The following is a 25811-nucleotide window of genomic DNA, read 5'->3' as shown; positions in this document are numbered from 1 at the left end:
CCGCCTTCCTTGATCGAGTTCTGCGAGTACTTCGGGTTCTTCGGGTTCTTCTGGTTCTTCGCGATCACGGCCGGTCAGCACATTCCGGCGGGCCGGGACGCCCGGCAGTGGTTGCCGTCGAAGGTGTTGCCCTTGCCGGTGTCCGCGTTGACGAGGTCGGCCGGGGCGTTGCCCTCCAGCTCGTTGCCGGTGATCCGGTTCCGCTCGCTGGTGGTGCCCACGAAGCTCTTGAACAGGACGATCCCGCCGGACATCGGGGAGGTGCCGACGTTGTCCGTGATGCGGTTGTGCGTCACCAGGGTGTCCTCGGCACCGGTCAGCACGATGCCGGAGCCCTGCAACGCGTCCAGCCGTGCGGTCTTCGGGCAGGACTTGTTGTTCCGCGCGATGTGGTTGCCGCGCAGGGTCATCGCGCCGGCCTTCGGCTTGTTCTCGTCGCCCACGACGAAGACGCCCGCGCAGTTGCCGGTGAGGTGGTTCTTCGCCACGGTGAGGTTCCGGAGGCGGCGGACGGTGATGCCGATCCGGTTGCCCTCCAGGCGGTTGTGCTCGACCACCGTCCCCTCGGTGTCCGCTGCGCCCGCCTCCTCCTTGATGGTGTTCGCGAGGAACAGGCCGGCGTCACCGTTGTCCCGGGCGGTGTTCATGCGGAACACGCTGCGGACCGAGCGCTCCGCGGCGATCCCCCACACCCCGTTCTTCACCGCGGTCACGTTCCGCACGGTCAGTCCGTCGGTCGCCATCGCGAACACACCGGTCCGGGTGAAGCCGGTCACGGTCAGGGAGGCGACGGTGACTCCCTCGACGTCGTGGTCCTTCGTCCCGACCACGCAGATGCCGTTGCCGCCCTCGGCACAGCTGTCGGCCGCCTTCGTGGTGCCCGGCTCGATGACGGTGTCCTCGCCACTGCCGCGCAGGGTGATCCCGGGCGTGGTCACCTTGACGCTCTCGTGGTACGTGCCGGGGGCCAGGAAGACGGTGTCCCCCGGCGCGGCGGCATCCACCGCTCTCTGGATGGACTCCCCCGGAAGGACCACGTGGGCCATGGGGAAAGGTCCGGCTCCGGCTTCGGCCGACGGGGCGGCCCCGAGGCCCACCGCGATCAGCGCCGCGGCACATACCAGGTAAGCAATGCGCACTTTCGTCATATTCATGACGGTATGACCACTAAGGTCGCGAACGGCCCGGATAGACCATCCGATGGCGTGTCATCCACCGCCCGCGGACAGTGACCCGGTGCCCGCACCGCTCGTTCGGTTGTCCGGGAACCACCCCGGGATTGTCCTTGATCGGTAACGGACGCATCCCGCGGCCACCTTCCGTCGTCCTGTCAGGTGGTCGCAAGGTGGCCAGGGGATCGGCGGGAACTGCGGGAAAGCGGGGCGGACATGGCGCGGCACGGTGGCGGGCGTGGCTGGTACGGCAAGGTGCTCGGCGCGGCGCTCGGGGTGACACTGCTCGCCGCCGGCGCCTCGGTGTGGACCGCGCAGGCCGGTGCCCTGGGCGGCTCGTCGCCGAAGACGAAGGTGTCGGCCGCGCCCGGCAGCGCCGTGAAGCAGGTCGCGGTGACCATCGTGCACGCCTCGGACAAGGGGGCACGCGGCGTCAACATCACCATCGACGACGGCCCCGACCCCGCGTGGACCCCCCAAGTACTCGACGTGCTGCGGGAGTACGGGGTGAAGGCCACGTTCTGCATGGTGGGAACGCAGGCGCAGGCCCACCCGGACCTCGTGAAGAAGGTCGTCGCGGCCGGACACCGGCTGTGCGACCACTCGGTGTCCCACGACACCACCATGGACAAGAAGTCCGAGGCCTACCAGTCGCAGGAGATCCTCGACGCCGAACGCATGATCACCGAGGCGTCCGGGGGCGTACGGCCGATGTACTACCGGGCGCCGGGTGGGGCGTTCACCCCGTACAGCCGCAAGCTCGCCGCCTCCCACGGCATGCGCCCGCTGGGCTGGAACGTGGACACCAAGGACTTCGAGCGGCCGGGCACGGACGCCATCGTCGCCACCGTCGAGCGCGAACTGCCGAACGGGCCGACGCTTCTCTTCCACGACGCGGGCGGCGACCGCTCCCAGACCGTCGAGGCCCTGCGCCAGGTCCTCCCCCGCCTCAAGGAAGAGGGCTACGCCTTCGGCTTCCCGGTGCGCTGAGGGCGCGGCTCCCGGGCCCGCGCCCTCAGACCACGCCAAGCGGTAGGCGGCCGGGCGCTGTGCCGGCGATGGCGGATGATGGCCACCATGCGTATCCGCATCGACGCCGTCGATCTGCCCGGGCTCACCTTTCCCGGCCCCGCCGACGGCAAAGTACCCGTGTACGACAACGTCCACGTCGCCGTGCAGCGGCGGGACCGCCCGGCCGAGCTCCTCGATCCGCAGCGCGGTGACGCGCCCTCCGCGACCTGGAGCCTGGAGTGCACCGCGAGTGCCTCCGCGAACGGCACCGAGATCAAGGGCCCGTACGTGCAGGACCGTCTGGGCCGGCGGTTCGTCTACCTGTCGTGGGGCACGGTCGACGAGGCGGGGACCTTCACGATGTTCCGCCGCGCGAAGCTCCTGCTCGACGTCATCCCCGAGGACGTGCTCGCCGCCGCCGCACGCGACGGGCTGCTGGTGGGGCGGCTCGGCCTCACCGACCCGCAGGGCGGGCCCCTGTGCGCGCGGGTCGAGCCCCCGCACATCACCTGGACCGCGGCGCGGGCCGGCTCTCCCACGCCGATGTGATCTTTATTGCGTCAGCGGGGTCCGGGAGCGCTCACCGGCGCCCCGTCCGTCGAGGGCGGCGGGTGCCGCGTACGGCTCATCGACCGAGGTCATCGCGCTGCGGCCGGATACGCCCGGCGGGAACACTGCATCCGCGCGGAGCAATATCTGTGTTCGTCGAGTGAGAAATAGGTGCGGTGCCCGGCGAGTATTCCTCGATCACCGACCCGATGTGGAATTCCGCTCCGTCCGGGGCCGATCCCGGCATGCTAATGTCACTGTCAGTTGCAGGTGTGGTTGCCAGAAGGTTTATTTTTCCGACGGGTTAATCAGCACGGCACGCGGAATCCGCACAGGGCGAATTCCGGGCATCGTCTCCGAAGGAGAAATAACATGGCTACTGGCACCGTGAAGTGGTTCAACTCGGAAAAGGGCTTCGGCTTCATCGAGCAGGACGGCGGCGGCCCCGACGTCTTCGCCCACTACTCGAACATCGCCGCCCAGGGCTTCCGTGAGCTGCTGGAGGGTCAGAAGGTGTCCTTCGACATCGCGCAGGGCCAGAAGGGCCCGACGGCCGAGAACATCGTTCCCGCCTGACACCCGCAGCATCGCGTACTTCGCAGCTGGGGCCCGCACCTAGGGGTGCGGGCCCCAGCTCGCTGCATTTCCGGGCGCGTGCCGGACGGCCGCCCACCGCTTCCGACTCGCACCCATCGTCTCCGGCTCGTTCTCGCGATTCCCTGCGCAGTTGTTCTTGCGCGGAAATTCCTTGCTACGTGCCTATGTGCCAACATCGAGGAAGGTTCCGCTTGAACCGCGCACGCACCGAACGCACCACCCGCACAACCCGCTCCCACGAGCGCTCCTGGAACTCCGCCCCCGTGCGCTCGGGGGCTCCGCGCCGTTCCAAGGGCAACGACCGCCGACAGGCCGCCCCCCAGGGCGAGTTCGCGCTGCCGGTGACCGTCACACCCGCGCTTCCCCCGGTCGAGTCGTTCGCCGACCTCGACCTGCCGGCGCCCCTGCTGGCCGCACTCGGACGGGAGGGCATGTCGGAACCGTTCCCCATCCAGGGAGCGACGCTGCCGAACTCCCTCGCCGGACGTGACGTGCTCGGCCGCGGCCGCACCGGATCGGGCAAGACCCTCGCCTTCGGCCTCGCGACCCTGGCCCGTACCGCGGGCCGACGCGCGGCGCCCCGGCAGCCGCTCGCCCTGGTCCTCGTCCCGACGCGCGAGCTCGCCCAGCAGGTGACCGACGCGCTCACCCCCTACGCCCGCGCCGTGCAGCTCCGGCTGGCCACCGTGGTCGGCGGTATGTCGATCGGCCGGCAGGCGAACGCGCTGCGGGCCGGGGCGGAGATCGTCGTCGCGACCCCGGGACGGCTCAAGGACCTCATCGGCCGCGGCGACTGCCGGCTGGACGAGGTCGCCATCACCGTCCTCGACGAGGCCGACCAGATGGCCGACATGGGCTTCATGCCCCAGGTCACCGCGCTGCTCGACCAGGTGCGTGCCGATGGGCAGCGGATGCTCTTCTCGGCCACCCTGGACCGCAACGTCGACCTGCTCGTGCGCCGCTACCTGAGCGACCCGGTGGTCCACTCCGTCGACCCGTCGGCGGCCGCGGTCACCACGATGGAGCACCATGTGCTCCACGTGAACGAGGCCGACAAGCACCGGACGACCACCGAGATCGCCGCACGCGACGGCCGGGTGATCATGTTCCTGGACACCAAGCACGCCGTGGACCGCCTGACCAAGCACCTGCTGAACAGCGGTGTCCGCGCCGCCGCCCTGCACGGCGGCAAGTCCCAGCCCCAGCGCACCCGGACACTCGCCCAGTTCAAGACCGGGCATGTGACGGTCCTGGTGGCGACCAACGTGGCGGCCCGCGGCATCCACGTCGACAACCTCGACCTGGTCGTCAACGTGGATCCGCCCACCGACCACAAGGACTACCTGCACCGCGGCGGCCGTACCGCACGCGCCGGCGAGTCCGGCAGCGTCGTCACCCTGGTGACGCCCGGTCAGCGTCGGAGCATGAGCCGGCTGATGGCCACGGCCGGCATCACCCCGCAGAACACCTCCGTGCGGTCCGGTGAGGCGGAGCTGGCCCGGATCACGGGCGCCCAGGCCCCTTCCGGTGTCCCGGTCGTCATCACGGCACCGGCACCGGCCGCGGCCCGTCCGCGGCGTGCCCCGGCTTCCGGGAGCACCTCGTCCCGGGGCGGCCAGGGGCGTGGCGGCACGGGACGCCCGGCGCGGCGACGTCCGCAGCGGTCCGCCCTCGACTCCGCGGCCTAGAAGAGCCGGTCAGCAGCAGTGGTTCACCCATCTCCCTGGAGGCACCTTTGACACCGTTCCGGACACAGCGACGACACGCGGATCTCCGGCCCATGCCCGTGGGCCACGCCATGGACGCCCACGGCCCCCGGGTCCGGGACGACATGACCGTCGAGGTCGCGCTGTCCGTCATGGCCGGGGCCCGTGTCGAGTACCTCATCCTGTGCGACGGGGACGACCAGTACACGGGCTCGGTCACCCGGGCCGAACTCGCGGTTCACCGCGACAGTTCCGCGTACACGGACCGCATCCGGCTCCGGGACGTCCTCGGTGAGGCGGTCATGTCGACCGCCCCTCTGTGCGTCGCCGTCGGGTAGTCCGGCCGGCGCAGGAGAAGGGGGCGGTCACCCGGGACCGCCCACAGGAACAAGTGAGGGCCCTGCCGACGCGCGTCGGCAGGGCCCTCATCGCTGTTCCGTGACGGGTGGCTCCCCCGTCGTCGCAGGTCAGGCTATCTGTTCCCCCAGAGGGCTGAAATCTACTCTTGTCACAGTAGACATTGGACTCCGGCATGGTTAGTCTTCTTCACGTAGATACCGGTCGAGCAGAACCCGGCAGACACGAACTGGCGGGTCGCAGTACAAGAAGTTCGCAGGTCAGTCCAGCAGCAGCTGGTTGGTTCAGAGGAAGGACGGAGGAGCAGACGCCATCAGGATCGCCCGGCCCGAGAGGCCCTCGGCCCGGGTACCGCAAGACCCCGGATTGGAAGGTGGTCCCCGGTCACGCAGCCGCGATCCCCGTACCCCCCTTCTGCAGGGCAGGTAGCGGAAACAGAAGGTCGGCGCAGCACAAGAGCCGACAGATGGTGTTGAATTTCCTTCGGGGCCCTGGTGCCGTACGGCGCCAGGGCCCCTCGACGCGTTGCACTACGAGGTGACATGACAGCAGATATTCCCCTCAGTGATCGTCTGGACGACGATGACTACCCCGCCTACACGATGGGGCGGGCCGCCGCGATGCTCGGCACCACGCCGGCGTTCCTGCGAGCCCTCGGTGAGTCCCGTCTGATCACTCCGCTGCGCTCGGAGGGCGGACACCGCCGCTACTCCCGCTACCAACTGCGGATCGCGGCGCGGGCCCGCGAGCTCGTCGACCGGGGCACCCCGATCGACGCCGCCTGCCGCATCGTCATCCTCGAGGACCAGCTCGAGGAAGCTCAGCGCATCAATGCCGAGTACCGCCGCTCCGCCGGGCACCAGGCACCCGACAGCTCCGTCCGCGGCACCGGCTGACCAGGCCTGCGATGACAGCGACCGGTGTGCCGTAGTACTCCTCCGGCCGCTGCTCAGACCGCGACGATGCCCTCCATACCGGACGCGCTGAAGGCGGGCAGCCTGTCGGCCGTCGTCACCTTCGTGAGCGCGCCGTCGGCCTCGACGCGGAAGCCGTCGACGGTGCCGGAGGTGGCGTTCTGGACGTAGACGAACCTCGCGTCCTCGGTCACGGCGAGGTCGATCACACCCCGTGACCTGGCGGAGGGCGGGGTGGCGATGCCCACCTCGTTCGTCAGGGACAGCTTGCCGTGCCTGTCCATGCGGTAGCCGGTGACGGTGGAGTTGCCGGTGTTGCCGCCGTAGAAGAAGTCACCTGCGCGCTCCAGCCAGCACAGGACTTCCTGGCCGTTGGCCAGGGGCTGCTGGAGGACCTTCAGTGTGCCGTCGCGCCTCACCTGATACGTCGTGACCGTGGACTTCTCGGCCTCGGCGACCAGCATCCGCTTCCCGGTCCGGTCGAAGCTGATCGCGAACGGGACGCCGCCGGCCGACTTGTTGACCACCGGCGCGGCGACGGACGGAAGGCCGTCCCGCTTCATCGGGAGGACCTCGACGGTGTTGCCGCCCTTGGTGGTGACGACCAGGTTCCGCCCGTCCGGGGTGAACGCGACCTCGCCCGGCGAGGTGTCGAAGCGCGGTACGTCCTTGTTGGCCAGGCCAAGGGAACGGCGGGATCCCGCCAGCGGCCGCAGCCCCTCGCCGGTGATCCGGAAGCCCTGGACGCTGCCCGTGCCGCCCGCGTTCATGACGTACGCGACCTTGCCGTGCACCGCGATGCCCGACGGGAACGCCCCGCCGGAGCTCACGACCCGCCGGTGCGTGAGCCGCCGTCCCTCGACGCGGAACGAGGTCACCGTGCCGCTGCCGGCGTTGACGGCCAGCAGCATCCCCGAACGGTCGTCGTAGACGAGGGAGCCCTGGGAGGCGAGCGAGTCGGTGGGGGCGTCGACCTGGTCGCCGCCCTTGCCACCGGTCCCGTAGTCCGCCGCGGGCCGGAGCCCGCCGTCGTCGCCCCGTGCGAACACGTGGATGGTGTTGCCGTCCAGCTCGTTGCCCTGGACGAAGACGGCGTGGTCGGCCCCGGCGGCCCGGGCGGGGTGCTGGCTCGCCGAAGCCACGGTCGCGGCCACGGTGGCCGCCGCCGCGGCGGCGAGGGCACCGCCGACGACGGCGACACGTCGTGCCCGGGGCTTCGCCCGGTGGCCGGCGCGGCTCCTGTGCTTGTCCATACCCATGTCCATGTCCCGTTCCTCGATGCCGTGCGGTGCTGTCCGCGGGTGCGGACGGCACCACAGTGGTCGGAGGGAACGGCATGCTCATGCGGAACGACGGTCGCGTCAGACTCTCGTAAGAGGTTCCCGGCGGCGTGACCTTGAGCGAGTCGTCGACGTAGACGCCCTTCGCGGGCAGCGACGGGTTCGCGCCCCTGCCGACGCTCCCGCCGACCTGGACCGCCCGGGCTACGACTATCCGCTGGGCGGCAGTGAGTGGATCGAACGGCAGGGCTGACCCGGGCGTACGCCGCGGGTCACAGCAGTTCGGGCTGCCGCTCCGGCTGCGGCGCGGGCTCCGGCTGCGCCTCCCACCGGGCGACGGTGCGTACATAGCCGTAGATCACCGAGGCGAGCAGCAGCAGGAGCAGCGGCCCCGCCACCCAGCGGTACTCCGCCATCTGCGACGGCAGCCAGCGGTACGACACCAGGAGCGCGGTGAAGACCGCGGCACCGTAGGCGGTCAGCCGGATCCCCGTGCGGTCCCCGCCGCGGTCGTAGGTGCGCAGGGCTGCCTCGATCGTGAGCGTGAAGACGACACCGGCGATGAGGTCCACGCCGTAGTGGTAGCCGAATCCGAGCGTCGCGCAGAGCGTGGCGGTCAGCCAGAACGCGCCCGCGAACCGCAGGGCCCGGGGTCCCTTGCGGGTGTGGATGAAGATCGCGGTGGCCCACGCGGTGTGCAGGCTGGGCATGCAGTTGCGCGGGGTGATCCCGTCGAACGGGATGGTGTGCGGGGCGGTGATCGACGGCGCCGTCCGCGGCCACAGGTCGGCCACCGCCCAGTGCGCGCTGGGCGGCATCTTCGGCGCCCACAGGCTGATCGACGCCCAGTGCTCGGTGCCGGTGCCGTATGCGAACACCGGTCCGACCACCGGGAAGAGCATGTAGAAGGCCGGGCCGAGGAGGCCGATCACCAGGAAGGTGCGGACCAGGTGGTGGCGCGGGAAGCGGCGTTCGGCCGCCACGGTGCGCAGCTGGTACAGCGCGACGAGGACGGCGGCCACCGCGAGCTGGCCGTAGACGACGTCGAGGAAGTTGAAGCCGAACGTGCCGGTGGCCGTGACGATCCGGCCCATGACCCAGGACGGGTTGCCCAGCGCGTGATCGGCCAGCGCCACGTACGGGTCGAGTACGGTCGGCCGGGTCTTCGCGGTGATGAGCAGCCAGGTGTCACCGGTCTTGCGGCCGGCCACCAGCAGGAGACCCAGCCCGGCACCCTTCAGCAGCAGGGCGCGTTCCGGGCCGGTGCGGCGGGTGACGGCGACGACCGCGCAGCCGAGGATCACCCACAGGGCGCCGTTGCCGAAGGGGTGGCCGTGGTGCACCTCGATGCCGGACGCCGTCCGGACCACGAAGAACGCGACGTCGACACCGATCGCGGCGGCGACCGCGACGAACCGCTGGCGCCAGGTGAGGACCACCATCGTCAGCGCCATGCCCGCGTACAGCACGGGGCCCGACTTGGGCGGGAGGACCAGCTCTCGCGCCTGGCTGGTGAGCGGGCCGGGCAGGCCGTAGCGACGCGCGGCGAACTCCAGCGCGACCAGGAATCCGAGCACCACGACGCCCGCCAGGACCCAGAGTCTGGGTATATGTCTCAATTTCATCTCTCCTGATGAGCCGCCCGTCCGACTGGAGAAGATGAACGGATTATGGCGCGGGTTGCGGAGGGGGCTCAATCGGCGAACGGGACGCACTTCCGGGTGCCGCGGCTGGTGGTACCGACACTGCGCACGCTGCCGAAGGTGCAGGGTATGACACCGGCCGCGCAGGGCCGAGATCTGTCACGGTGACATCACATATTTTAGCTCGGACACGCGAGGATTGTGATCGACCGGACATCGCGGGGCGGGGATCGGACCCGCCACCGACCCCCTCCGCAAGGAGGTTCCGGGACCGCTGGACAGATATCTGTCGCAGTCACGTGAGAATTGCGGACGGAGTCCGGTGAGCTTTTCGGTTCGGGGCGGGCCCGACCAGGGCGGGCGTAGATCCACCCGCCCGCCGTGTGTTAGCGTGGTAAGAGTTGCAGTTTTGGTTTCCGGGGGACTTTACGAAGTCCTCCGAGTCTTTCCGGGTCTTCCGGAGGGGAGATCATCGCGGCGACTCGGGTTCCGCACAGTGCGGTTCCCGGCACTGCCCCCTAGGGAGATTCAATATGGCATCTGGCACCGTGAAGTGGTTCAACGCGGAAAAGGGCTTCGGCTTCATTGAGCAGGACGGCGGCGGCGCCGACGTGTTCGCGCACTACTCGAACATCGCCACCTCCGGCTTCCGCGAGCTTCAGGAAGGCCAGAAGGTGACCTTCGACGTCACGCAGGGCCAGAAGGGCCCGCAGGCCGAGAACATCGTTCCTGCCTGACGCTGACGCTTATCGGCTGGGGCCCGCATCTCTCGGGGTGCGGGCCCTTGTCCATTGCCCGAATCTGTTTGTTTGCTTTCTCCTCGGCTCTTTCTTGCGAATTCTCGTGCGGTTTCGCCGCGCCCTCGGAGGAATTCCTCGACACGTGCCGCACGCATCGAGGAAGGTTCCCCACCCATGAACGGCGCCCGTCGCACTGGGAACAACACGCCCCGTGTCCGGTCCCGGGGGACGAGTCACCAGCGCTCCCGTCCGGCCGCCGCCCCCAGCGGTGAGTTCACCCTCCCCGCCACCCTCACCGAGGCACTGCCCGCAGTCGAGGCGTTCGGCGACCTCGATCTGCCGGAGCGTCTCCAGGCCGCGCTGATCGCCGAGGGCGTCACCACGCCCTTCCCGATCCAGGCCGCGACCCTGCCGAACTCCCTGGCCGGCCGTGACGTACTCGGCCGTGGCCGCACCGGCTCCGGCAAGACCCTCGCCTTCGGACTGCCCCTGCTGGCCCGCCTCGACGGACAGCGGGCCGAGCCCCGTCGGCCCCTCGCCCTGGTCCTCGTACCGACCCGGGAACTGGCCCAGCAGGTCACCGACGCGCTGACCCCCTACGCGCGGGCACTGCGGCTGCGCGCGGCCACCGTGGTCGGCGGAATGTCGATCGGCCGGCAGGCCTCCGCGCTGCGAGCCGGCGCCGAGGTCCTCGTGGCCACGCCGGGCCGGCTCAAGGACCTCATCGAGCGCGGCGACTGCAGCCTGGACCAGGTGGCGATGACCGTCCTGGACGAGGCCGACCAGATGACCGACATGGGCTTCATGCCCCAGGTCACCTACCTGCTCGACCAGGTCCGTCCCGGCGGCCAGCGGATGCTGTTCTCGGCGACGCTCGACCGCAACATCGACCTCCTGGTGCGCCGCTACCTGCACGACCCGGTGGTGCACTCGGTCGACCCGTCCTCGGGCACCGTCACCACCATGGAGCACCACCTCCTGCACGTCCGCGACGACGACAAGCACGCCACCGCCACCGAGATCGCCGCCCGCGACGGACGCGTGATCATGTTCCTGGACACCAAGCACGCGGCGGAGCGGCTGGCCAAGCACCTGCTGTCGGTGGGAGTGCGGGCCTCGGCGCTGCACGGCGGCAAGTCCCAGCCGCAGCGCACCCGCACGCTCGGCCAGTTCAAGGACGGTCACGTCACCGTCCTGGTGGCCACCAACGTCGCGGCCCGCGGCATCCACGTGGACGACGTCGACCTCGTCGTCAACTTCGATCCGCCCGCCGACCACAAGGACTACCTGCACCGCGGCGGCCGTACCGCGCGCGCCGGCGAGTCCGGCACCGTCGTCACCCTGGTCCTGCCGCACCAGCGCCGCGCGGTGGACCGTCTGATGTCCGACGCCGGCGTCAGCGCCCGGACCACCCGGGTCCGCCCGGGCGAGGCCGAACTCAACCGCATCACCGGTGCCCGCACCCCCTCCGGCGTGCCCGTCGTCCTCCCGGCACCGGCCGCCGCCGAACCCGCCCGGCGCACCGGATCGCCCGCCGGGCGCGGCCGCAGCAGCCGCTCCGCTCGCGGGCGCCGCAGCTCCACCCGCACCGGCCGATAGCCGTACGACCCACTGACCGGGCCCGGTGGCCGCGCCACCGGCATCCCCCGTCGCGAAGGAGACGAACAGGGCCGCACCCTGGCCGTTCTCACCGTCACGTCCCGATCGCTCCCCGTGGAGGCACCATGCGCATCGTCATCGCACGTTTTCCCTTCGACCTGACCATGACCGAGGTCGAGAGGTTGATGGAGAGCGTCCAGCCCGAACCCGCCACCGGCCAGTGTGTGACCATCGGTCGCCATGTGTTTCCGGTCAAGCAGGTCGGTCAGGTGATCACCCGGCAGGACCGTCGTGACTTCACCGCGCACGAGGTGACCAGGGCGCTGACCCGGCTCGGCTTCACCTGCCACGAGGTGCAGCCGCCCCGCCCGGAGGCCTTCAACGACCCGTCGTCGTCCCTCCCCTGGGCCGACACCCCGCTGGGCTGACCCACCCCTCGACCGCGACAGCCGGCACCGGTTCAGGGGGCCGGGATCGTCGCCCCCCGTGCCGGTGACCGGGGCGCGGTCGACGATCCCGACCCCGTACGGCTCGCGGCCGCCCACCCGGCCACCCGGTCCCGAGGCCGCCGTCAACGGCCCGACTGCGGCGGGGGACGAGGACGGTCAGTGCCGTGTCCTGGTCGCCGGTCGGCCCGTGGGGACACCGGCACACGCCCGACCGCTACGACACGGTGATGCGGTGGGTCCCGGAAACAGCGCGAGCTCAGCATGTGCGGACCCCCGTCCCACCCGTCACTCCCGTAACCCGGCTCGACGCGTTCCGTTCCCCGGTCCCGCCGCCCCGTGCAAGACTGCGGCACCTCACGGCAGGGCCGCCGTGCTCCTCCTGTCATCGCCTGAGCGAGCAGTCCTCGCTTGAGCCGGGAGCTGCGCGGCGGGACGCTGGGAGCATGGACAGCAGGGGCGGCACATCCGGAGGCACCGTGGCAGGGCGTGTACCCGAGGACCTGGCGATCGTCGTCGACGCCGGCGGGACCGTCACGGTGTGGAGCGCGGGGGCACGGCAGCTGCTCGGGTACGAGGCCGCCGAGGTCGTAGGACATCCGGCCGCACGACTGCTCGCGGCCGAGCTGCCCGCGTCCACGCGGCGCCATGTGGCCGACGGCCGGCGGTGGGCCGGCGAGGTAGCGCTGCGGCACCGCGACGGCGAGCGGGTCGTCGTACGGCTGAAGGGCACGCCCCTCGCGGACGGCGACGGCGCGCGGCCCTGGCTGGTGACCGCGGCCGCCCCGGAGTACGCGGCCGGGCCCGCCGAACCGGCCGCCGAGGCCCTGTGGGACCTCACGCTCGCGCAGCTCCCCGTGCCGGTGGCGGTCTACGACCGGGAGGCCCGGCTGGTGGCCGCCAACGAGGTGATGGGCCGGGTGATGGGCCGGACCCTGGCCGAGATGCGCGGACTGACCCTGTGGGAGATCGAGCCGAACCCGCCCTTCGACGAGTACGACCGCCTCCAGCGGCAGGTCCTGCGCACGGGCGAGCCGGTGTTCCACGAGAACTACGGGCAGGCCCCCGGCGAGGTGCGCGGACACTCCTGGTCGATGTTCCTGTCCCCGCTGAAGGACGGGAACGGCACGGTCCAGGGCATGTCGGCGGCCGTCTTCGACACCACGGAGCAGTACTGGGCCCGCCGTCGCCTCGCGGTCCTCAACGACGCCAGCCTCCGCATCGGCAGCACCCTCGACGTGACCCGGACCGCCGAGGAACTGGCCGACGTCGCCGTGACGGGCTTCGCGGACTTCGTCACCGTGGACCTGCTGGAGTCGGTCGCCCTCGGCGACGAACCGGGACCGGTGCCGCCGAACCGGCCGGTCACCGTACGCCGTACGGCCCAGCGGTCGGTCCTCGACGGCTGCCCGGAATCGGTGGTCCCCTCCGGCGGGACCACGCTCTACCCGGTGGACACGCCCCCGATGCGGGCCCTGACCGCCGGCCGCGGCACCCTGCCGCAGCCCGGCGACCCCGGACTGCGGGCGTGGACCGAGTCCTCCCCCGCCCGCGCCGAGTCGGTCTCCCGGTACCGGATCCACTCGGTGATGATGGTGCCGCTGCGCGCCCGTGGCGTCACCCTGGGCCTGGTGCACTTCCTGCGGCACCGTACGCCGGAGCCGTTCAGCGAGGACGACCTGCTGCTCGCGGAGGAGATCGCCGCGAGGGCGGCGGTGAGCGTGGACAACGCCCGCCGCTACACCCACGAGCGCCGCACCGCGCTCACCCTCCAGCGCAGCCTCCTCCCGGACCGCCCGCCGGACCTCCCGGCCATGGAGGTCGCGTACCGCTATCTCCCGGCGGGCGCGGGCGCGGACGTGGGCGGTGACTGGTTCGACGTGATCCCGCTGTCCGGTGCCCGGGTCGCCCTGGTGGTGGGCGACGTGGTGGGCCACGGCATCCACGCCTCGGCGACGATGGGCCGCCTGCGGACGGCCGTACGGACCCTCGCGGACGTGGATCTCGCCCCCGACGAACTCCTCACCCAGCTCGACGACCTCGTCGTCCGGCTCGATCGCGAGGAGGGCCCGGAGGCGCGGGAGCGGGCGGCCGGGTCACCGGGGGTGTCCGCGGACGAGGCGCACGGGCGGGTGGCGGAGGTCGTGACGCCGGGCGAGGTCGGTGCCACCTGCCTGTACGCCGTCTACGACCCGGTGTCCCGCCGGTGCACGATGGCCCGCGCCGGCCACCCGCCCCCCGCCGTGGTCACCCCGGACGGCGACGTCCGCTTCCTGGACCTGCCGTCAGGTCCGCCCCTCGGCCTGGGCGGTCTGCCGTTCGAGTCCGTCGAGGTGGACCTGGAGGAGGGCAGCCTGCTCGCCCTCTACACCGACGGCCTGGTCGAGGCCGCCGACCGTGACATCGAGGTCGGCCTGGAACTGCTGCGCGGGGCGCTGGCCGACAAGGCGGGCCCGCTGGAGGAGACCTGCGACGACGTACTGCGTACGGTCCTGCCGGTCCGCCCGGCCGACGACATCGTCCTGATGCTGGCCCGCACGTCCGCCCTGGACCCGGCGAGCGTCCGCACCTGGCAGCTGCCGCGCGACCCGGCCGCGGTGGCGCGTGCCCGGAAGTCGGCGAGCGAGCAGGTCACGGCCTGGGGCCTGGGGGACACCGCCTTCGCGACCGAACTGATCGTCAGCGAGCTGGTCACGAACGCGGTCCGCTACGGCGCCGACCCGGTCGTCCTCCGGCTGATCCGCGACTCCGCGCTGATCTGCGAGGTCTCCGACGGCAGCAGTACGGCTCCGCATCTGCGGCGGGCGAGAGTGTTCGACGAGGGCGGGCGCGGGCTGCTGCTGGTCGCGCAGATGGCCGAGAGATGGGGGAGCCGGCAGACGGCGACGGGGAAGACGATCTGGGCGGAGCTGGGGTTGTCGAGCGAGTAAAGCTCTGCTGACGGTGCTGACGGGCGCCGCGCTGATCCACCGGATGAGCCCTGGGCGGCTCGGGACGACAACAGGCCGGCAACGGGACGACAACAGCACATCAAACGGAAGGTCCAGTTCACCCACCTGTGCGACGATGCGGCCGTGAACGCACCCCCCACCCCCGCCTCCGCCTCCGCCCCCGCCGGACCTCCGACTCCGCCGGCCCCCAAGTCGGCTGGTTTCGCAGCGGAGTTCAAGGACGCCGTGACGTTCCGGGCCTTCGGACTCGTCCTGGGCGGCCTCCTTGTACAACTGGCTTTCGTCGTGTCGTACGTGGGCGCCTTCCACTCCCCCACCCCGCACCGGATCCCGGTGGCGGTGGTGGCCCCGCAGCAGGCGTCCGCGAAGATCGTCGCGAAACTGAACGCGCTGGACGGCAACCCGGTGAAGGCAACCGCGGCCTCCAGTACGGCTGTTGCCCGCGAATGGGTCCTGACCCGGCACACGGACGCGGCCTTCCTCTTCAACGCCGCCGGCACCAAGGACACCCTCCTGGTCGCCTCGGCGGGCGGCCCGTCGGTCTCCCAGACGGCCACGCAGATCGCCCAGAAGATCGAGGCGTCGCAGAAACGCCAGATCACGGTGACGGACATCCGCTCGCCCAACCCCGGCGACGGCCGCGGTATGACGTCCTTCTACCTCGTCCTGGGCTGGGTCATCGGCGGCTACCTGACAGCGACGATCATGGGCATGGCGGCGGGCTCCAAGCCGGCCAACCGCCACCGCACCCTGATCCGGCTGGCCGTCCTGGTCCTCTACTCCGTCGTCTCGGGCATCGCGGGCGCGATCATCGTGGGCCCGGTATTCGACGCGCTGGGCGGCCACTTCTGGGCACTGAGCGCGATCGGCGCCCTCACCGTCATGGCCTCGGCGGCAACGGCCCTGGCCCTGCAGACCCTGCTGGGCCTGCTCGGCACCGGCCTGGTCGTCCTCCTCTTCGTGGTCCTCGGCAACCCGAGCTCGGGCGGCGTCTACCCGGCCCCCCTGCTCCCCGGCTTCTGGAGCGCGATCGGCCAGGCCCTCCCCCCGGGCGCCGGCACGACCCTGGTCCGCAACACAGTGTACTTCTCGTCCCACGCGACGACTTCGGCACTGTGGGTGCTGGGGGCGTACGCGGTGGGCGGGGCGGTGCTGGCGTGGGGGGCCGCCTGGTGGCGGGAGGGGAAGCAGGCCGACGCGGGGGCGGAGGCGGCCCCGGTGGCTGCTTGACGGCCGTCATGGCACCTCGCGTGGTCCTGCGAGGTGCCATGACGCGGGAGATGGACCGGGCCCCGAACCAAGTACGACGACGACGCGAACGCGCCGCACCCGAGCCCACCGAGCTGAGGCCGGCTCAGGGAGATCGCCGGGTGGCTACGCCTCCTCCACCCCCCGTTTCAGGAGTTCCGCCTCGACCGCGCTGAGCTTCTCGCGCCAGTCGCGTGCGGCCTTGGGGTTGCGGGCCGTACCGCGCGCTGCGCGGCGAAGGCAGCTTCCAGCGACTCATGGGGGTCAGGGTGCTTCGGACTGCGGTGCAAGCGCTCCTCGATTTCGGGCGCCCGGCGTGTCACCGGCCCGCTACATCGCCGGCGCCAGTACCGGTCGCGGTGCCCTCGTCGTGTGGGCCCTTCGCAGGAAGGGTTTCTCGATGGCGTAGTAGGACAGCAGTGCCATCAGCAGGGTGAGGACCACCGTGGCCGCCAGTCGGCCCTCCTTCATGCCGAGGGAGGCGAGGAGCCGTACGACCGGGTAGTGCCACAGATAGATGCCGTAGCTCAGGTTGCGGCCCACCCAGGCGAGCGGGGTCAGGGCCAGCAGCCGGGAGAGACGGTCGTCGGGGCGCAGTTCGAGTGCCGTGACCAGGGTCGCGGACAGGGCCGCCACCGCGAGGAACCCGATCGTGTACCACGCGGCCGTCCAGACGCCGAGGTCCTCGGTCACCGGTACCTGCCAGGCCGCGAGCCCCAGCAGCGCCAGTGCCGGCCACGCGAGCCGGCCCGCCCAGGTGCGCAGGAGTGCGAGGCGGGGGTCGTCGGCCCGCAGCCGTGCCAGTGCGACGGCGACCAGGGCGCCGGCCAGCAGCTGGTCGGCGCGGGTGTCGGTGCCGTTGTAGATGCGGTGGGCCGCCTCGGGGTTCCACAGGACGCAGCGCCACAGCAGCGGCAGCACGCACAGGGCCGCCGTGCAGAGGAGGACCGTACGGGCCCGGAACCGTCGTAGGAGGAAGAGCAGGGCGAGTGGCCACAGGAAGTAGAACTGCTCTTCCACGCCCAGCGACCAGGTGTGTGCGAGCGGGCTGGTGAGGTCGGAGTAGGGGCCGGACTCCATGGCCCGTACGACGTTGGTGAGGAAGGTCGCCGACAGACCCGCGGCCTGCAGGGAGCCGTCGAAGCCCCACAGCGAGGTCGTCATGCCCAGTACCGCGCAGACCGCGCACAGGGCCAGCAGCGCGGGGACGAGCCGCAGCCAGCGGCGCCGGTAGAAGGACATGAGGGAGATGCCGCCGCGACGGACGTACTCGGCGAGCAGCAGGCGGGTGATGACGAAGCCGCTGATGGTGAAGAAGACGTCGACGGCGACCGCGCCGCCCGGCAGGACGTCGGGCTCCACGTGGTGGACGATGACCAGCGCGACCGCGAGGGTCCGCAGTCCGTCCAGACCGCCGACCCGTCCGCTGCGGGCCACCGCGGACGGAAAACCCCGGCTCGCACGTGGTGCGACCGGGGCTGCGGCTCTGCGGACGCCGACCGCCGTGTCCGCTCTTTCCCGCTGGGGGTCCACCACGGCCGTCGAGTCCGGTGCCTTCGCCATGAAAGAGATCTCTTCTCACCTGCCCGCTGAATCGAGTAATCCCGGTGCGCCTGTCCGGAAATCACGCTCGCATGCGTCGCTGGGCATCGGCTGTGGCGGATCAGAGCAGATCCACAGCCCGTCCACAGGGTGTGAGAAAAGGGGAAAGGGTGAGCCTGCCGGGCGCCCGGGGTGGTCACGGTGGCGCTTCTCGGCGGTCGGCTCAGGTCATGGCGAGGGCCGCACCCGGCCGGGTGCGGCCCTTCGTCCGTGCGGTCGTCCCGGTGGTGGGCGTCAGGCCGCTTCGGACCGCGTCGCGGGCATGCCTGGGGCGGCGCTCCCCTGGTCGTCCTCGAACGGGTCGGTCCCGTTCTCGTCCTCCCCGAAGTCCGGGGCCTGGAAGGGGTTCGTCGTCGGAGGCGGCAGCGCTGCGGGGGAGCAGCGGATTTGCCCTTCCGGGGCGGAGAACAGCGAGGTCAGATCGATGAGAGGGATTCCTTTCTCCTACAGCTTGGTCATCTTCGAGTACGGACTCGGGATCCGCATCTGCGACGAGCCGAAATCCACGAGTACAGCGATTCCGTCCTCGACGCCGATCACCCGGCCGAGACCGTACATGTCGTGCGTGACCTGGTCGCCCACCTCGAAGTGCTTCGGAGCGGGTGCGACCGGTGCTTTGAAGGGACTGGTGGCCAAATGGCGCTTCGGTGCAGCAGGCTTTGTCATCCTTCTCAGTATGCTCCTACGACCGCCCCGCCCGCGCCGCCTGTCCAAGACCAGGTACGGACACCATTTGGTCACGGGCGTCGTGACATTGGCCCGGTCGGGGCCGCCCGGGCTCCCGCGTTGATCTAGAAGTCGGTAAGAACCGCACTCCACACGCCCCTCACCTACAACTTTCCGCCCCGGTGCCTCGTCCAATTCGCGCCCGGTGCCGGATCACGGTTCCGGGGTCCTTTCGTCCCAGGTGGGGTTGTCATGAGTTCTGTCTCCGTTCGGCGTGCAATGCGTCGCGGGGCGTGTGCCGGAGTCGTGGGGGCGCTGGTCGTCGCCGGACTCGGGAGCGGGGTCGCGTTCGCCGACGACCCGGCGCCCAGCGATCAGCTGGAGATCCAGGCGCCGTACGAGCAGGCGGTCGTGGCGGCCCCCGAGGGCGGCGGCGCGGCGCAGTACCGGTCGATGGCGCTCGGGCTCCAGCACTACAACAGCGACTACGCCGTGACCGACGGACGGCTGACCGTCGACGTCTCCGGGCTCGCGGGCGTCGCCGAGGTCGCCTGGCCCGACACCTGCACGCCGGACGCCGCCGGCACCGTCGCCGTGTGCGACACCGGTGACGTGCCGGTCCGCTACAACCCGCAGGTGCAGCTGAAGCTGCGGGCCGCGGCCGGCGCCGCCGCGGGCGCGCAGGGCGCGATCGAGTACTCCGCCACGGCCACCGGCGGCCCGGACGGCACGCTCACCGCCCCCGAGTCCTCCGCTGAGACCTTCGTCACTGTCGGCTCCGGACCGGACCTCGGCATCGCCGCCACCCCCGACGTCAGCGGCGTCGCGCCCGGCACCGGCCTCACCGTGCCGTTCTCCGTCACGAACACCGGCAACGAGACGGCCCACGGCTTCACCGTGAAGCTGTGGGCGACGTACGGCCTCGACGTCGCCACCCGCTACCCGCAGTGCACCTACACCGGCCCGGACGTCGACGACGCCCAGTACCCGGCCATGACGTACGCGACCTGCGCCTTCGACACCGACATCGCGCCCGGCGCCGGCGTGGAGCTGCCCGAGCCGCTGCGGCTCGCCGTCACCGGCCACGCGCTGTACGAGCGGTTCGACTACGAGGTCGAGCCCGGCGGCGACGTCGCCGACCTCGACACCTCGGACAACGGCCGCGCCTGGCACATCGACGCCGCCAACACCGCGGACTTCGCCGTGCACGGCACCGAGGTGAGCGGCGCGGTGGGCGACACCGTCACCGCCGGTTTCCGCTTCGTCAACCGCGGGCCCGCCTGGGTCGCGAACGTCGCCTCCGGTGACCCGGTCCCCGCGATCGACTACTACCTGCCGCCGGGCACCACCGCCACCTCGGTGCCCAGCACCTGCCGCACCGCCTCGCCGTCCGCGGACGCCCCGGCGATCCCGCACTACGTGTGCACCCTGCCGACCTGGACCAAGCCCGACCTGAAGGTCCGCTTCCCGTTCGGGCTCCGCGTCGACGAGGTCGTCCCGAACGCCACGGGCCGGGTCGTCGTCCGTCCCTACGACGGCAGCGCGTCCTTCGCCTTCGACCCGAAGGTCAGGAACAACTCGGCCGAGGTCGTCCTCAACCCGTCGGCCTGACAGGGGAGGGGTGAGGGGTCGGGGGTGAGGGGCGGGTCCGGCTTCGGGGCCGGCCCTCAACCCTGCTCGCTGCCCATCTCCGCCATGAACCCCGTCGGGTTGCTGTCGAAGCCCCTGATCAGTTCCCTGAGGCGCCACGCGCCGGACGCGTCCCGGACGAACTCCGCGATCGTCGCGGCCGTGGCCTCGGGGACGCCCGCGAAGTCGTCGACCATCAGCCTGCGGTAGCCCTCGACGACGAGCACCCCGGCGTGTGTGAGGTCGCCGAAGGTGCGGGGGCCGCCGTTCTGGTGGATGGCGACGCCGACCACCACCCGCCCGTAGGCCGACGACAGGCGCTCGAACTCCAGCTCCATCACCTCGACGACCCCGAGACCGGCGCCGGTCTCGCTGTGCCGGGTCATGGTGATGGTGCCGTCCGGCGAGCGGCTCTCGGTGTGCACGACGTACTCCGGCCGCCCGTACGGGTCGCCCACCGCGTAGGTCGCGGCGACGATGTCGAGATGCCGGGCCGGTTCCCCGTAGGGACTCGGATCCCACCTCAGCCGCACTTCGACCTTGCCAAGACTCGCACCATCGGCATGCATCAAGCCGCTCCCCGTCACAGCGCCCCGGGCCCCTCCCGCTTGCTGAAGTATGTGCTCCGAGCAGCCTGTTGATACCTCACCTGCGGTTATCTCCTGGTCAGATCCCGACCAGGAGGGCATCACCCGGCCGCCGCCCCCGACCGGTGCCAGAGGTCGGCCGTCTCCTCGGCGGCGCCGGGTGCCACGAGCAGCAACGGCTGGTTGTGGAAGGGGAGTTCGGGCAGCGCCACCGCCCCGGCCTCCCGTGCGATCAGCAGGGCGGGGAGTCCGTCGACCGCGTGGAACGCGCCGATCGCCGCCGCGGTCGCCCGGCCCGCCGCGACCTGGGCGAGGGAGAGTGCGGTGGAGCCCATCACGCGGACCGTGCAGTGCCGGTCGGCCAGTTCGGTGAGGAGGGCGTCCATTCCGGGCCAGTGGGCGTGGGCCGCCCATTCGGTGAGGAAGACATGGCCGGTGAGGGTGGTGTGGGCGGCCGCGTGGACCCGGGTGCCGTTCAGGTACGCGCCCCCGCCCCGGACCGCGGTGAACGTCTCACCGCGCCACGGGTCCGCGACCACACCGAGCAGCGGAGTGCCGTCGGCGGCGGCCAGGCCCAGCGAGAAGGAGCACCAGCCAAGTCCGTGGGCGTAGTTGGTGGTGCCGTCGACCGGGTCGATCACCCAGTGCGGGGCTCCGGGGGCGCCCTCCGTGGTGCCGTACTCCTCGCCGACGATCCCGTGGCCGGGAAAGGCCCGCCCCAGCACCTCGCGGGCGTGTGTCTCCACCGCCTCGTCGGTGGCCGTCACGATGTCCGCGGGGCCGTCCTTCTCCCGCACCGCGGCACCCGGGTCGCGCGGGCGGCGGATCGCCTCCGACGCCCATGCCGCGAGCTCCGTCGCGACCTCCAGTGCCCGGTCGAGATCCACGTCAGCCACAGCTCGTCACCCGTCCCTCCACGTGCTTGCCGGTCAGCGCGTCCACACCCCAGGAAACCAGCCCGACGGACACGGGACCCGGCACGCGGTGACCTCCCGGTGAACCCGGGGTGACACCTGCGGCCCCGCGCCTCACCCGGTCTCCTCCCCGCTCACCGACGGCTGCAACGGCAACGCCGTACTCACCTCGAAGCCGCCCTCCGGACGCGGTCCCGCCCGGAGTTCGCCGCCGATGGAGTGGGCGCGTTCCCGCATGCCCATGAGGCCGAAGCACTTCCAGGGCTCGGGGGCGGGGGCGCCGGGCGGGCCCTCGTCGGTGACCGTGATGAGGAGGCGGGCACCGGAGTAGACGAAGCTGACGTGCGCGTTGTGGGTGGCGGCGTGCTTGGTGACGTTGGTGAGGGCCTCCTGCACGATCCGGAAGGCGGTCAGGTCCACGCCCGGGGAGAGGGGCTGCGGCTCCCCCTCGGTGGTGGCGGTGACCGTGATCCCCGCGGAGGCGCACGCCGAGACCAGTTCGGGCAGCCTGGCGAGCCCGGGGGCCGGTTCCAGCGAGGCGGTGCCGTCGTCGCCGTTCTGCCGCAGCAGGCCCAGCGTGGCCTTCAGTTCGCGCAGTGCGGAGGAGGTCGTACCGGTGAGGTCGTGGAGGATCTGCTTCGTCTGCCGCGGGTTGGTGAGCGCGAGGTGTTCGGCGGTACCGGCCTGGGCGTTGGCGAGGGCCAGGTGGTGGGCGACCACGTCGTGCAGTTCGCGGGCGATCCGCATGCGCTCCTCGGTGACCCTGAGCCGTGCCTCCTCCTCGCGGGTGCGCTCGGCGTGTTCGGCGCGGGCCTGCGTGGCCGCGAGGTAGGCGCGCCGCAGCTTGGTCATCGTGCCGGCGGCGAGGGGCAGCAGCAGCCAGAAGAACGGGCCGATCGTGCGGAGCAGCAGCGACAGGTGGTCCATGGAGTCGGAGACGGCCGCCGCGATCATCAGCGCCACCATGGTGATGCCGCCGTAGGTGCGGAGGGTCTCGCGTTCGGCGAGGGTGGCCAGCCAGTAGAGCGACGCCATGACGGGGGCCAGCAGCAGGGGGGTGAGGAGATACCCCAGGCCGATCACGGCCGTGGCGCAGACCGCGTTCACGGCGACCGCGAGGCGCGGGTGCGTGCGGTGCTTCAGCAGGGCGAGGCAGGAGACGCCCATGAGGACGACGGCGGTCCTGTCCTGGGCGGGCGGCTCGGCGCCGGGCAGCGTGAGCGAGGCGCCCAGAGTGGCGGAACCCATCAACGCCACGACCAGCGACAGGTCGACGAGGAAGGGATGGCGGTCCGTGAACTCCTCGATGCGTTCCGCGTAACGCCGCTCCTGGCTGATGGTCGTGGTCATCGTGTTCTCCGGTGGTGGACTCAGGGACCCATGGTGCTCGAAGGGGGCCACCCGTGCCGTACGGACACGGGTGGCCCCTGGGGGTGGGGGTTGCTGGTGAGGGGTGGACGGGTGGGGGCTGCTGGTGGGGGGTGGGGGCCGCACCCGGTGGGGCACGGAGGGCCGACACACCGGCCTCCCTGCACGCCCCGGACCACCGCCTCGCGACGGGGCACCGAGGGCCGACGCACGCGGCCCCCGGCGAGGCCCAGACCACGACCTCCCCGCGAGACCCGGACCACCACCTCCCGACCGGACACGGAGAACCGACACACGCGACCCCCGGCGGGACCCGGACCCCGCCGCCCGACCGGACACGGAGAACCGACACACGCCGGGCGGCCGGGCGGACGGGCGGGGTCAGACGTGTGCGGTTTCGCGGTTGGTGGGCGCCGGGGCCGAGGGGTCGGTGCGCCGGGTCAGTGCCTCGCCCTCCACGTCCACGTGGGGCAGGATCCGGTCCAGCCAGGCCGGCAGCCACCAGGCCCTGGCGCCGAGCAGGGCGAGCACGGCGGGCACGATGGCCATCCGGACGACGAAGGCGTCGAGCAGGACGGCGGAGGCCAGGCCGAACCCGATCATCTTGATCATGGATTCGCTCTCGCCGATGAACCCGGCGAAGACCGCGATCATGATCAGCGCGGCAGCCACGACCACCCGGGCGCTGTGCCGGAATCCGGACGTCACCGCCTGCTCGGGCGTCTCGCCGTGGACGTACGCCTCGCGCATCCGGGAGACGAGGAAGACCTCGTAGTCCATGGCGAGGCCGAAGACGATGCCCACCAGGAAGATCGGCATCAGGCTCATGATCGGACCGGTGGTCTCCACGCCCAGCAGTCCTGCGCCGTGCCCCTCCTGGAAGACCACGACGACCGCGCCGAGGGCGGCCAGGACGGAGAGCAGGAAGCCGAGGGCCGCCTTCAGCGGGACCAGCAGGGACCGGAAGACCACGAGGAGCAGCACGATCGCGAGGCCCACCACGACGATCAGGTACGGCACCAGCGCGGACCGGACCTTGTCGGAGATGTCGATGTTGAGCGCGGTGGTGCCGGTGACCTCGTAGGTCGCGCCGGTCCGGGACTCGATGCCGGGGCGTTCGCCGCGGATCGTCGTGACCAGGTCCTTGGTCTTCTCGGCGGTCGGCGCGGTGGACGGCACGACCGAGAAGACGGCGGTGTCTCCGGCCTCGTTGAAGCGGGCCGGGGAGACGGACACGATTCCCTTCGTCGCGCCGATGTCCTTCGAGATCGCCGCCGCGGCCGACTTCGCGTCGCCGTCGCCCTTGGCGTCCACGACGACGGTCAGCGGACCGTTGAAGCCCGGTCCGAAGCCCTCGGCGAGCGCGTCGTAGGCCCGGCGCTCGGTGGTGGAGGCCGGCTTGGCCTCGTCGCCTGGCATGCCCAGCTGGAGGGAGGTCATCGGCAGGGCGAGGGCGCCGAGGGCGACCACTCCGAGGATCAGCACGGGCAGTGGGCGGCGCAGCACGAACCGGGCCCAGCGGGTGCCGCCGTTGTCCTTGGCCTCTTCCCCGGCACCGCCTCGCTTGCGGTCCTTGCGGCGCAGTACCGCGTTGGGCCAGAAGCCGAGGAACGCCGGGACCAGGGTGAGCGCGATCAGTACGCCGACGACGACCGCGCCCGCCGCGGCCAGGCCCATCTTGGTGAGCATCGGGATGCCGACCACCGCGAGCCCGGCCAGCGCGATGACGACGGTGAGCCCGGCGAAGACGACCGCGGAGCCCGCCGTACCGACGGCGAGGGAGGTCGCTTCCTGGGGTGCCGTGCCCTTGGCGCGTTCCTCCCGGTAGCGGGAGACGACGAACAGGGCGTAGTCGATGCCGACGGCCAGTCCCAGCATCATCGCCAGGGTGCCGGTGGTGGTGGACAGGCCGAGGGCGTCGGAGAGGGCGAGGATCGTGGCCATGCTGACGCCGACGCCGATGAGCGCGGTCAGCAGGGGCAGCCCGGCGGCGGCCAGTGAGCCGAAGGTGACGAGGAGGACGACCGCGGCGATCGCGACACCGATCACCTCGGCCGCGCCGCCCGCGCCACCGCCGTCGTCCATCGCGGTCCCGCCGGCGTCGACGGTCAGCCCGCTCCCCCGGGCCTCCTCGATCGCCTTCTCCAGCTGCGCCCTGCTGTCGTCGGTGAGGTCGTTGGCGGCGACCTTGTAGGTGACGGTGGCGTACGCCGTCCTGCCGTCCCTGCTCACGGCCTTCGCCTGGAACGGGTCGACGGCGCCCGCGACCTGCGAGCCGTCGGCCAGGTCGGCGACGGCGTCCTCGACGGCCTTCCTGTTCTGGGCCGCGGTGACCTTCTCACCGGTCGGCGCGACGAAGACGACCCGGGCGGTGGCGCCGTCGGCGGTGGCTCCCGGGAAGCGCTGTTCCATCAGGTCGAACGCCTTCTGGGACTCGATGCCCGGCATCGAGAACCCCTCGTCGGCGGCGCCCGGCGCCTTCAGGGCGCCCAGCCCGACGGCGGCCAGGACGGCCGCCCAGACCAGGGCGACGTACCAGCGTCGCCGGAAGGCCAGGCGGCCCACGCGATAGAGGAAAGTAGCCACGGCAGGGGATCTCCACATCTGGTGCCGAACGGTCCACCCAGGCTGTCGGGACGAGGGCGGCGGTGTCGTCGTGCGCCTGCCGTCAATTCCCGGTACTCGGATCGCAGTACGCGGCCGTTCGCGCGTAGGCCCCCGGGACTACCGCCGGGTGGTCGGGAGGTCCCGCGGAAGGACGGCCGCGGCCCACTCGCCGAGGGTGTTCCGTTCCCCTGGAACTGGAGAAACCCCGAACTCATCTTTACCTGT

General features: G+C 71.4%; 21 protein-coding genes. 12 read left to right on the top strand and 9 right to left on the bottom strand.

The window, feature by feature from the left end; translation table 11 throughout:
* Positions 1 to 74: 74 nt before the first annotated feature.
* A complete protein-coding gene (locus tag ACZ48Z_RS23340) occupies positions 75 to 1148 on the bottom strand; it encodes a right-handed parallel beta-helix repeat-containing protein (RefSeq protein ID WP_468737783.1) in 1074 nt (357 codons plus the stop codon).
* Between the two features lie 240 nt (positions 1149 to 1388).
* Between ACZ48Z_RS23340 and ACZ48Z_RS23335 the strand changes: the two genes are divergently transcribed.
* From ACZ48Z_RS23335 to ACZ48Z_RS23310, 6 genes are all read left to right on the top strand, one after another.
* A complete protein-coding gene (locus ACZ48Z_RS23335; protein ID WP_468737782.1) occupies positions 1389 to 2162 on the top strand; it encodes a polysaccharide deacetylase family protein in 774 nt (257 codons plus the stop codon).
* 87 nt (positions 2163 to 2249) lie between these two features.
* Positions 2250 to 2732 carry a DUF5990 family protein gene (locus ACZ48Z_RS23330; protein WP_468737781.1) on the top strand — a complete coding sequence of 161 codons (483 nt, stop codon included), beginning with the start codon at positions 2250 to 2252 and terminating at the stop codon, positions 2730 to 2732.
* A 372-nt stretch (positions 2733 to 3104) separates the two neighbouring features.
* Positions 3105 to 3308: a cold-shock protein gene (locus tag ACZ48Z_RS23325; RefSeq protein ID WP_006143946.1), complete on the top strand. Its 204-nt coding sequence runs from the start codon at positions 3105 to 3107 to the stop codon at positions 3306 to 3308.
* A 212-nt stretch (positions 3309 to 3520) separates the two neighbouring features.
* A complete protein-coding gene (locus tag ACZ48Z_RS23320) occupies positions 3521 to 5017 on the top strand; it encodes a DEAD/DEAH box helicase (RefSeq protein ID WP_468737780.1) in 1497 nt (498 codons plus the stop codon).
* A 92-nt stretch (positions 5018 to 5109) separates the two neighbouring features.
* Positions 5110 to 5373: a CBS domain-containing protein gene (locus ACZ48Z_RS23315; protein WP_468737779.1), complete on the top strand. Its 264-nt coding sequence runs from the start codon at positions 5110 to 5112 to the stop codon at positions 5371 to 5373.
* 561 nt (positions 5374 to 5934) lie between these two features.
* On the top strand, positions 5935 to 6288 hold the full coding sequence (locus tag ACZ48Z_RS23310; protein WP_468737778.1) for a helix-turn-helix domain-containing protein: 354 nt from the start codon (positions 5935 to 5937) through the stop codon (positions 6286 to 6288).
* A gap of 53 nt (positions 6289 to 6341) precedes the next feature.
* On the opposite strand, the gene ACZ48Z_RS23305 is transcribed toward ACZ48Z_RS23310, so the two are convergent.
* On the bottom strand, positions 6342 to 7571 hold the full coding sequence (locus ACZ48Z_RS23305; RefSeq protein WP_468737777.1) for a lactonase family protein: 1230 nt from the start codon (positions 7569 to 7571) through the stop codon (positions 6342 to 6344).
* A gap of 287 nt (positions 7572 to 7858) precedes the next feature.
* Positions 7859 to 9211, bottom strand: a complete 1353-nt coding sequence (locus ACZ48Z_RS23300; protein WP_468737776.1) for a phosphatase PAP2 family protein — start codon at positions 9209 to 9211, stop codon at positions 7859 to 7861.
* A gap of 551 nt (positions 9212 to 9762) precedes the next feature.
* On the opposite strand from ACZ48Z_RS23300, the gene ACZ48Z_RS23295 reads away from it, so the two are divergent.
* From ACZ48Z_RS23295 to ACZ48Z_RS23275, 5 genes are all read left to right on the top strand, one after another.
* Positions 9763 to 9966 carry a cold-shock protein gene (locus ACZ48Z_RS23295; protein ID WP_007383480.1) on the top strand — a complete coding sequence of 68 codons (204 nt, stop codon included), beginning with the start codon at positions 9763 to 9765 and terminating at the stop codon, positions 9964 to 9966.
* A gap of 177 nt (positions 9967 to 10143) precedes the next feature.
* Positions 10144 to 11568 (top strand): DEAD/DEAH box helicase, encoded by a 1425-nt coding sequence (locus ACZ48Z_RS23290; protein ID WP_468737775.1) that lies wholly within the window; start codon positions 10144 to 10146, stop codon positions 11566 to 11568.
* A gap of 125 nt (positions 11569 to 11693) precedes the next feature.
* Positions 11694 to 11996: an SCO5918 family protein gene (locus ACZ48Z_RS23285; RefSeq protein ID WP_468737774.1), complete on the top strand. Its 303-nt coding sequence runs from the start codon at positions 11694 to 11696 to the stop codon at positions 11994 to 11996.
* Between the two features lie 464 nt (positions 11997 to 12460).
* The gene (locus ACZ48Z_RS23280; RefSeq protein ID WP_468737773.1) at positions 12461 to 14944 is read left to right on the top strand and encodes a SpoIIE family protein phosphatase; all 2484 of its coding nucleotides are present in this window, start codon (positions 12461 to 12463) and stop codon (positions 14942 to 14944) included.
* Positions 14945 to 15088: 144 nt separating this feature from the next.
* A complete protein-coding gene (locus tag ACZ48Z_RS23275) occupies positions 15089 to 16195 on the top strand; it encodes an ABC-2 transporter permease (protein WP_468737772.1) in 1107 nt (368 codons plus the stop codon).
* 348 nt (positions 16196 to 16543) lie between these two features.
* Here the strand turns inward: ACZ48Z_RS23275 and ACZ48Z_RS23270 are convergent, their stop codons facing one another.
* On the bottom strand, positions 16544 to 17776 hold the full coding sequence (locus ACZ48Z_RS23270; protein ID WP_468737771.1) for an acyltransferase family protein: 1233 nt from the start codon (positions 17774 to 17776) through the stop codon (positions 16544 to 16546).
* 483 nt (positions 17777 to 18259) lie between these two features.
* The gene (locus tag ACZ48Z_RS23265) at positions 18260 to 18481 is read right to left on the bottom strand and encodes a hypothetical protein (protein WP_328748902.1); all 222 of its coding nucleotides are present in this window, start codon (positions 18479 to 18481) and stop codon (positions 18260 to 18262) included.
* A 252-nt stretch (positions 18482 to 18733) separates the two neighbouring features.
* Between ACZ48Z_RS23265 and ACZ48Z_RS23260 the strand changes: the two genes are divergently transcribed.
* On the top strand, positions 18734 to 20092 hold the full coding sequence (locus ACZ48Z_RS23260; protein ID WP_468737770.1) for a COG1361 family protein: 1359 nt from the start codon (positions 18734 to 18736) through the stop codon (positions 20090 to 20092).
* Positions 20093 to 20148: 56 nt separating this feature from the next.
* Here ACZ48Z_RS23260 and ACZ48Z_RS23255 read toward each other — a convergent pair whose 3' ends face one another.
* The 4 genes from ACZ48Z_RS23255 to ACZ48Z_RS23240 form a co-directional block, all read right to left on the bottom strand.
* Entirely contained in the window at positions 20149 to 20679 is a 531-nt protein-coding gene (locus ACZ48Z_RS23255) for a TerD family protein (protein ID WP_468737769.1), read from the bottom strand.
* 119 nt (positions 20680 to 20798) lie between these two features.
* A complete protein-coding gene (locus ACZ48Z_RS23250) occupies positions 20799 to 21593 on the bottom strand; it encodes an inositol monophosphatase family protein (protein ID WP_468737768.1) in 795 nt (264 codons plus the stop codon).
* 132 nt (positions 21594 to 21725) lie between these two features.
* The gene (locus tag ACZ48Z_RS23245; RefSeq protein WP_468737767.1) at positions 21726 to 22961 is read right to left on the bottom strand and encodes a sensor histidine kinase; all 1236 of its coding nucleotides are present in this window, start codon (positions 22959 to 22961) and stop codon (positions 21726 to 21728) included.
* Between the two features lie 399 nt (positions 22962 to 23360).
* Positions 23361 to 25565, bottom strand: coding sequence for an MMPL family transporter (locus tag ACZ48Z_RS23240; RefSeq protein WP_468737766.1), 2205 nt, complete (start codon positions 25563 to 25565; stop codon positions 23361 to 23363).
* Positions 25566 to 25811 lie beyond the last annotated feature (246 nt).

It is taken from the genome of Streptomyces sp. NPDC031225, assembly GCF_055570355.1.
The sequence above is the reverse complement of the archived record's forward strand: the minus strand, read 5'-3'. Positions and strand labels throughout refer to the sequence as shown.